Raw genomic sequence first — 7,845 nt, forward strand, 5'->3', positions numbered from 1 at the left:
CTTGAACCGCACGATTCCGAACGTCCGGCTGCAGTACGCGCCGAATCCCGCCTTCGACCCCGCGGCGCCCTACGGCCAGCGGCAGCTCGACGTGCTAGGCGGCGCGGCCTACGAGCGCGCGCAGGCCCAGATCCGCCGCTGGCCCGGCTACCAGCCCACGCCGCTGCGCGATCTGCCGGGGCTGGCGCGGGCGGCCGGCGTGGCCGCCATCCGCTACAAGGACGAGGGCGGCCGTTTCGGCCTGGGCAGCTTCAAGGCGCTGGGCGGGGCCTATGCGGTCAGTCGGCAGCTGCTGCGAGAACTGTCGGCGCGGCTGGGGCGCGACGATCTGTCGGTCGACGACCTGCTGTCCGGCCGGTACCGGGAACTGACGCAAGCCATGACGGTGACCTGCGCGACCGATGGCAACCATGGCCGTTCGGTGGCCTGGGGCGCGCAACGCTTCGGCTGCCAGTGCGTGATCTACATCCATGCCGCCGTCAGCGAAGGCCGCAAGCGCGCGATCGAGCAGTACGGCGCGCAGGTGGTGCGCACTGCCGGGAACTACGACGATTCCGTGAGGCAGGCGGCCGAAGACGCGGCGCGGCTGGGGCGCTACGTGGTGTCGGACACCTCGTATCCTGGCTATATGGAAGTGCCCAAGGACGTGATGCAGGGGTACGCGGTGATGGCCGACGAAGCGCTGCGGCAGCTGCGCGAGTCGGGCGATGGCGAGTTGCCGACGCATGTGTTCCTGCAAGGCGGCGTGGGCGGCCTGGCCGCCGCGGTGTGCGCGCATTTCTGGGAGCAGCTGGGCGCGCGCCGTCCGCGCTTCATCGTGGTGGAGCCGGACAAGGCGGCCTGCCTGTACGAGAGCGCCCGCGCCGGCAAGCCGGTGGCGGTGCACGGTGACCTGGATACGGTGATGGCTGGGCTGGCCTGCGGCGAGGTGTCCTTGCTGGCCTGGGAAGTGCTGCACCCGGGTGCGCAGGCCTTCCTCACGGTCGATGACGAGGCCGCGCTGGAAACCGTGCGTCTGCTGGCCGGCGGCAAGTATGGCGATGCGCCCATCGTGGCGGGCGAGTCGGCGGTGGCGGGACTGACCGGCTGCCTGGCGGCGCTGGCCGATCCGGCCGCGCGCGACGCGCTCGGCCTGGGCGCAGGCAGCCGGGTGCTGGTGTTCGGCAGCGAAGGCGCGACCGACCCCGAACTCTATCAGCGCATCGTCGGCAAAAGCGCCGCCGAAGTCGAAGCCGCCGCCGAGGCCGCGGCATCTCGACGATAGGGAGGGCGCCCGCGACATCTACCGCAACCTGATGCGCGCGGTCTGCGGCTGAGGCGCCTGCATGCCGGGCAGACGCGCCAGCCGATCGGCCAGGAAGTCGATCAGCAGCCGCGCCCGCAGCGGCTGGTAGCGGCGCGACGGGTAGACCAGGAAGGCTTCCTGCGGCGTGGCGCTCCATTTGGGCAGCACGCGCAGCAACTGCCCGCCGGCCACCAGGTCCTGCACCAGCCAGGCGGGGCATAGCCCGATGCCCGCGCCCATGGCCAGGCTTTCCCGGATGGCCAGGGCATTGTTCACACGGAAGCGCCCCTGCGTCTGGACCGTGGCGCGGGTGGCGCCCTGGTGCAGTTCCAGGGTGTCGCCGGCGGCCAGCCATGCGAAGCGCACGTAGTCGTGGGCGGCCAGGTCCCGCGGCGCGCGCGGCTTGCCGCGCTCGGCCAGATACGAGGGCGCGGCCACCAGGTAGCGGGGCGACTGCGCCGCCCTGCGGGCGATGGCGTTGAGCGGCAGGTTGCCGCCCAGCCGCAAGGCCACGTCCACGCCTTCTTCCACCAGATCCACGTAGCGGTCGTTCAGGATCAGTTCGACCTGGATATCGGGGTGCGCGTCCAGGAACTGCCGGATCAGCGCGTTCAGCCGGAACTGGCCCAGCGCCACCGGCGCGTTGATGCGCAGGAACCCGGCCGGCTTTTCGGTCTGGCCGCGGGCATCGGCCACGGCTTCGGAGTATTCCTCCAGCACGCGGGTGGCGCGTTCGTAGAAGCGCTTGCCTTGCTCCGTGGGCACGACGCGCGTGGTGCTGCGTTCCAGCAGCCGCACGTTCAGGTCCTTTTCCAGCGCGGCGACGATCTTGCTCAGGGCGGGCTGGCTCAGGCCCTGTTCGCGCGCGGCGGCCGACAGGGTCCCCAGTTCCACGGCGCGGACGAAGGAGCGCATAGCTCGGAGGGTATCCAAGGTCATTCCTTTTTGGAAGAAGTGCTATGCAGTTTACGGTGCTACCTGTGAAATCGTGAAGAACCTATCGTGACGTCACTGTCTTACTTTCAGGAGTCGTCATGAACCGCCGCTTCACCTTGCTTGCCCTGGCTTCGTCCGCCGTATTGTCCCTGTCCGCCGCCGCGGCCCAGCCCGCCGTCCAGGCTGGCTCCCCGCTACCCGCCTGGGCCGCTTCCTGGTTCGCCAGCCCGCAGCCTCTGTGGGAAGACTCCTTCGTGCTGTCTACGGGCATGCCCGCCGAACTGCGTGGCCAGACCCTGCGCGAAACGCTCATGCTCAGCCTGGGCGGCCGGCGCCTGCGGGTGGTGCTTTCCAACCGCTATGGCACGCAGCCGCTGGTGATCGGCGCGGCCCGCGTGGCGTTGTCCGCCGGCGGCGCGGCGATAGACCAGCGCTCCGATCGTGCGCTGGCGTTCGGCGGCCGTCCCGGCGTGACCGTGGCGCCCGGGGCGCAGGCGGTCAGCGACCCGGTGGAGCTGGCCGTGCCCGCCTTGGGCGAGCTGGCCGTCAGCACGTATTTCCCCGGCGCCACGCCCGTCACGACCTTCCATTGGGGCGCACAGCAGAGCGGGGCGCTGATTTCCGGCGACGCGACCGCGGCGGCGGACCTGCCCGGCGCAGAGGCGCTGGAGGGCCGGGCCTTTCTGGCGGGCGTGTGGGTGGAGCGCCCCGCGCCCGCACCGGTGGTGGCGGCCTTCGGCGATTCGCTGACCGACGGCAACGGATCCACGCCCGGGGCGAACCGCCGCTGGCCGGACGTCCTGGCCCGCCGTCTGGCGCCGCAAGGCGTGGGCGTGGTGAACGCCGGGATTTCGGGCGCGCGCGTCTGGGGCGACAAGATGGGCGTGAACGCGATGGCGCGCTTCGAGGCGGACGTGTTGTCGCAGCCCGGCGTGCGCACGGTGGTGATGATGATGGGCATCAACGACATCGGCTGGCCGGACAGCGCCTTCGCGCCGGACGACGCTCCGATGACGGCGGCCCGGCTGGTCGAGGGCTACCGCCAGCTGGCGGATGCCGCGCGCGCCCGCGGCGTGCGCATCGTGGGAGGCACCATCGCGCCCTTTGAAGGCTCGCTGCACGGCACGCCGCTGTCGGGCCACTACAGCCCGGCGAAGGACGCGGTGCGGCTTGAGGTGAACCGCTGGATCCGCGAAAGCGGCGCGTTCGATGCGGTGGTGGATTTCGACGCGGTGCTGCGCGATCCCGCCCATCCCGCGCGCCTGTTGCCTGCCTACGATTCGGGCGACCATCTGCACCCCAGCGACGCAGGCTACGAGGCCATGGCGCAGGCGCTGGACCTGGCGACGCTGTTCGGCCGTTGAGCGGGGGGGCGGGCGCATCAATGGAAGTTGCGGCTGTGCGTGGACAAGCCTCCCAGCAGGCCGGACAGGTCTACCAGCCGCTGCGCGATCAGGTGGCGCACGCCGTCTACGCTTTGCCAGGATCCGTAGACGCCGAGCAGCGCGGCTCCCAGCAGTTCGCGCCGCTGGCGCTCTATCAGCTCCGGGCGCACGACCACGTTGACGGGGCCGGTCTCGTCTTCCAGCGTCACGAAGATCACCCCCTTGGAGGTTTGCGGGCGCTGGCGCACGGTGACGATGCCGCAGGCGCGCGCCACGCGCTTGTCGGGGTAGCCGTTGAGGACCGATGCGGGCTGGAAGTTGCGGGCCGCCAGTTGCGGGCGCAGCAGCGCCACGGGATGGCTGCGCAAGGTCAGCCCCACGCTGCGGTAGTCGGCCGCGACGGCCTGGCTTTCCGAGGGAGCGGAGAGCCGGGGCGCGGCGGTTTCGACGATGGCGGCGTCGCGCAGCAGGTCGCGGCTCTGCACGCTGGCGGCGGCCTCCCAGCTGGCTTGGCGGCGGTGGCCCGCCAGGGTGCGCAGGGCGTCGCCGGCGGCCAGGGCGTTCAGGTCGTGGCGCGTGAGCGCGGCGCGCCGGGCCAGGTCGCCGGTGTCGGCGAACGGGGCAGCGGCGCGCGCGGCCTCGATGCGCCGGACCGCGTCTTCGCGTGCGCCCTGGATCAGGCTCAGCCCCAGCCTGACGGCGGGCCGGACGCCGTCCGCCGCAGGCGCGTGCGGGTGCGCAGCGCGCCGAGCGCCAGGGTGCCCGGCTGGCAGCGTTTCCAGCGCCGAATCCCAGCCGCTGACCGTGACGTCGGGAGGCAGCACGCAGACGCCGTGGCGGCGGGCGTCCTGCACCAGTTGGGCGGGGGCGTAGAAGCCCATGGGCTGGGAGTTGAGCAGGGCGGCCAGGAAGGCTTCGGGCTCGTGCCGCTTGAGCCATGAACTGGAATATGCCAGCAGGGCGAAGCTGGCGGCGTGGCTTTCGGGGAAACCGTATTCGCCGAAGCCCTCGATCTGCCGGAACAGCGCTTCGGCGAATTCCAGCGTGTAGTTGTTCGCCAGCAGGCCGCCAATCAGTTTTTCGCGGTATTTGTCCACGCCGCCCTTGCGCTTCCAGGCCGCCATGGAGCGGCGCAGTGCGTCGGATTCGCCCGGCGTAAAGCCGGCGGCCACCACAGCGATCTGCATGACCTGTTCCTGGAAGATGGGCACGCCCATGGTGCGGCTGAGCACGCCTTCCACCTGAGGGCTGGGATAGGTGATGTCTTCTTTCTTCTGGCGACGGCGCAGGTAGGGGTGGACCATGCCGCCCTGGATGGGGCCGGGCCGCACGATGGCCACCTGCACCACCAGGTCGTAGTATTTGCGGGGCCGCAGGCGCGGCAGCATTGTCATCTGCGCGCGCGATTCGATCTGGAACACGCCTATGGTGTCGGCGTCGCAGATCATGTCGTAGGTGGGCTCGTCTTCCTTGGGGATGTCCTGCAGGCGCAAGGGCTGGCCGCGGCGCTGGCCGGCCAGCTCCAGGGTGCGGCGCAGCGCCGACAGCATGCCCAGCGCCAGCACGTCCACTTTCAGCAGTTTCAACGAGTCCAGGTCGTCCTTGTCCCATTGCACGACGCTGCGGTCTTCCATGGCGGCGTTCTCGATGGGCACCAGGCGCGAGAGCTTGCCGCGCGAAATCACGAAGCCGCCCGGATGCTGCGACAGGTGGCGCGGAAAACCCATCAAGGTCTGGGCCAGGGCCGCCCATTGGCGCGCCACCTGGGATTCGGGATCCAGCCCGCAGGCGCCCAGCGTGCGCAGCATTTCCTTTTTGCCGTCCCACCAGTGGTGGGCGCGGGCCACGGCGTCGATGACGCCCGGGTCCACGCCCAGCGCGCGGCCGGTATCGCGCAGCACGCTGCGCGGCCGGTAGGAAATGACCACGGCGGTCAGCGCGGCGCGATCCCGGCCGTATTTATCGTAGATGTACTGGATGACCTCTTCGCGGCGCTGGTGCTCGAAGTCCACGTCGATGTCGGGCGGTTCGTTGCGTTCCTTGCTGATGAAGCGCTCGAACAGGCTGTTGCCGCGCGCCGGATCCACTTCGGTGATGCCCAGGCAGTAGCAGACCGCGGAATTGGCGGCGGACCCGCGGCCCTGGCACAGGATGCCGAGGCTGCGGGCATGCTGGACGATGTCGTAGACGGTCAGGAAATAGGCTTCGTAGCGCAGCTCGGCGATCAGGGCCAGTTCCTTTTCGATCTGGGCGGCCACCTCAAGCGGAACGCCGGCGGGGAAGCGGCGGTCGGCTCCGGCCTGCGTTTCCTGGCGCAGATAGGTGGCGGGCGTATGGCCGCGCGGAACGATCTCGTCCGGGTATTCGTAGCGCAATTCGTCTAGCGAGAACGCGCAGCGGCGGGCCACCACCAGCGTCTGGGCCAGCGCCTCCGGCGGGTAGAGGCTGGCCAGCCGCATGCGCGTGCGCAGGTGCCGTTCGGCGTTGCCGGCCAACTCGTAGCCGCATTGGGACACGGGCTGGCGGGTGCGGATGCCGGTCAGCGTGTCGTGCAGCGGCTTGCGCGAGCGCAGGTGCATCTGCACCTGGCCCAGCGCCACGACGGGCAGCCTGGCGGCTTGGGCGGCATGGAGGACCGCGACGCGGTGCAGGTCGTCGCGGGACCGGTGCAGCAGGGTCAGCCCCACCCAGGCGCGGCGGGGAAAGGCGCGCGCCAGCCAGCGCGCCTGCTCCGCCAGGCGGTCGGCGTCGGTGCCGTAGGCGGGGCTCAGGATAGCCAGGCATTCGGGCAGGTGGCGCAGGTGCGCGTAGCCCGCGGGCGGATGGGTCAGGTCTTCGGGGGCCAGCCGGTATTCGCCCTTGGGCGCCCGGGTGCGCGCCAGGGTGATCAGTTCGGACAGGTTGCCGTAGCCTTCGCGGGTCTGCGCCAGCAGCGTCAGGCCCAGCGGCGCGGCGTCGGGGGCGGCGCGCAGCTGGAAGGTCGCGCCGATGATGAGCGGCAGATTCCGGGCCTTGGCCTCCACGTGGGCGCGGACCACCCCCGCCAGCGAGCACTCGTCGGTGATGGCCAGCGCCGCGTAGCCCAGCGCGGCGGCGTGCGAGACCAGTTCCTCGGGGTGGGAGGCCCCTTGCAGGAACGAGAAATTGGACTGGCATTGCAGCTCGGCGTAACCGGGCAGCGCCAGGGCGGCGGCGTCGGGGAGATCGTCGTCCATGGCTCAGGCGTACAACCCATGCAGGAACCAGCGGGCGTGTTCCGCGTCGCGCTCGCGGTAGATCCAGTAGCGGGCGGCGGCCTCGTCTTCGGCGACGAAGTAGTCGCGCACGGTGAGGGCCGGGTCCCACCAGCCGCTTTCGATGCGCTCGGGGCCGCGCATCAGCCGCAGCACCTGGCCGCCGTACTGCGGGCGATGGCCGGACAGCTTCAGGGGCAGCGGCGGATCCAGCAGCCAGAAGGGCCGGTCCAGCAAGGCGGGCAGGGGAGCGGGACGCTGCGCGGGGGCCAGCGCGTCGCCCCAGGCGTTGGCGGCCTCGGGGCGGTGGTCGGGAACGGGGCAGGCATGGCGCACCTGCTCGCGGCCCAGCCGCGCCACCAGCAGGTCCAGCAGCCGGGCGTGGTCGTCGGCGGTGCCACCGGGCTCGGGGAACAGGGTGGTGCTGGCGGCGGGCTGGTCCACCGTATCCGGCGCCAGCAGCGCGACGGCGATCACGGGCGCTTCCAGGGTGTAGCGGACCAGTTTTTCCCGCAACAGGTTCAGGATCTGGGGCGCCTGCCAGACCGGCTGCGCCAGGGCCAGCTCAAGCTCGGCGGGCGGCCGGGCATGGCGGCCGCGCTCGTGGTCCATGCGGAGCACCACGCGCTGCACCGCAAGTTGCCGGACGCTGAGCCAGCCGCTCAATTGTTCGGCCAGCCGGCGCGCCACCGCCAGCACCGCGTCGGTGTGCTCTACGTAGTCCATGAGCTCGATGCGCTGCGCGAACTGGGGCGGCGGTTCGATCCAGCGGTAGAGCTCGGGCGCCAGGCCGTAGGCGGCATCCAGGGCCTGGAGCAGTTCGGGCGCGCTGCGCCGTTGCAGGCCCGCGCGCGGCAGGGCGCGCAGGTCCGCCAGGGTGTGGCAGCCGATGTCGTCCAGCCAGTCGCGGCGGGCCTGGGCCTGGGGCAGCAGCGCCAGGGGCAGGGCGTCCAGCCGCCGGGCCAGCGTGGGCAGCGCCAGGGTGCGCCGGGGCGCGTGCCGGCCC

The 7,845-nt window shown here is 71.3% G+C and carries 5 protein-coding genes; 2 read left to right on the forward strand and 3 right to left on the reverse strand.

Going from position 1 to position 7,845, the window contains the following annotated elements; all coding sequences use genetic code 11:
- Position 1 precedes the first annotated feature (1 nt).
- Entirely contained in the window at positions 2-1,264 is a 1,263-nt protein-coding gene (locus AGI3411_RS28570) for a diaminopropionate ammonia-lyase (RefSeq protein ID WP_129530676.1), read from the forward strand.
- Between the two features lie 18 nt (positions 1,265-1,282).
- Here the strand turns inward: AGI3411_RS28570 and AGI3411_RS28575 are convergent, their stop codons facing one another.
- Positions 1,283-2,218 (reverse strand): LysR family transcriptional regulator, encoded by a 936-nt coding sequence (locus AGI3411_RS28575; protein WP_129530677.1) that lies wholly within the window; start codon positions 2,216-2,218, stop codon positions 1,283-1,285.
- A gap of 101 nt (positions 2,219-2,319) precedes the next feature.
- Here AGI3411_RS28575 and AGI3411_RS28580 point away from each other — a divergent pair, with 101 nt between their 5' ends.
- Positions 2,320-3,585, forward strand: coding sequence for an SGNH/GDSL hydrolase family protein (locus AGI3411_RS28580; protein WP_129530678.1), 1,266 nt, complete (start codon positions 2,320-2,322; stop codon positions 3,583-3,585).
- Between the two features lie 17 nt (positions 3,586-3,602).
- Here AGI3411_RS28580 and AGI3411_RS28585 read toward each other — a convergent pair whose 3' ends face one another.
- Positions 3,603-6,821 (reverse strand): error-prone DNA polymerase, encoded by a 3,219-nt coding sequence (locus tag AGI3411_RS28585; protein WP_129530679.1) that lies wholly within the window; start codon positions 6,819-6,821, stop codon positions 3,603-3,605.
- Positions 6,822-6,824: 3 nt separating this feature from the next.
- A partial coding sequence (locus AGI3411_RS28590; protein WP_244240473.1) for a DNA polymerase Y subunit UmuC family protein occupies positions 6,825-7,845 on the reverse strand: 1,021 nt, incomplete at its 5' end.

The sequence above is a fragment of the Achromobacter agilis genome, from assembly GCF_900496965.1.
Taxonomy (GTDB): domain Bacteria; phylum Pseudomonadota; class Gammaproteobacteria; order Burkholderiales; family Burkholderiaceae_B; genus Achromobacter; species Achromobacter agilis.